4 tRNA genes are annotated in these 440 nt (G+C 46.8%); all 4 read right to left on the bottom strand.

From position 1 onward, the window contains the following. Nucleotides 1-69 precede the first annotated feature (69 nt). The 4 genes from N0K80_RS07855 to N0K80_RS07840 all read right to left on the bottom strand — a co-directional run bounded on the left by N0K80_RS07855 (nucleotide 70) and on the right by N0K80_RS07840 (nucleotide 430). Nucleotides 70-142, bottom strand: a tRNA-Val gene (locus N0K80_RS07855). A gap of 27 nt (nucleotides 143-169) precedes the next feature. After that, nucleotides 170-241 (bottom strand) — tRNA-Glu (locus N0K80_RS07850). Between the two features lie 9 nt (nucleotides 242-250). Continuing rightward, nucleotides 251-340 (bottom strand) — tRNA-Ser (locus tag N0K80_RS07845). A gap of 17 nt (nucleotides 341-357) precedes the next feature. Beyond that, nucleotides 358-430, bottom strand: a tRNA-Asn gene (locus N0K80_RS07840). Nucleotides 431-440: the final 10 nt, after the last annotated feature.

The raw sequence follows: 440 nt of genomic DNA, 5'->3' as shown, positions 1-440 counted from the left end.
CGGATTTGAACCGGTGATCTTCCGCGTGACAGGCGGACGTAATAACCCCTATACCATAGGACCTTCATATGGAGGTTACAGGGCTTGAACCTGTGACCCTCTGCTTGTAAGGCAGACGCTCTCCCAACTGAGCTAAACCTCCAACATGCTTTCTAACAATATACTTATATGACCCGTACGGGATTTGAACCCATGTTACCGCCGTGAAAGGGCGGTGTCTTAACCACTTGACCAACGGGTCAATTTGCAACGGAGAATAAGGGATTCGAACCCTTGAAACGAGAAACCTCGTTTACATGATTTCCAATCATGCTCCTTAGACCAACTCGGACAACTCTCCACATTACAAAAATAGAACTCCGGCAGTAGGACTCGAACCTGCGACATCTTGATTAACAGTCAAGCGCTCTACCAACTGAGCTATGCCGGAATAAAATAAT

Source organism: Dellaglioa carnosa, from assembly GCF_026948345.1.
Classification (GTDB): domain Bacteria; phylum Bacillota; class Bacilli; order Lactobacillales; family Lactobacillaceae; genus Dellaglioa; species Dellaglioa algida.
This window is presented reverse-complemented; position numbering and strand designations above follow the sequence as displayed.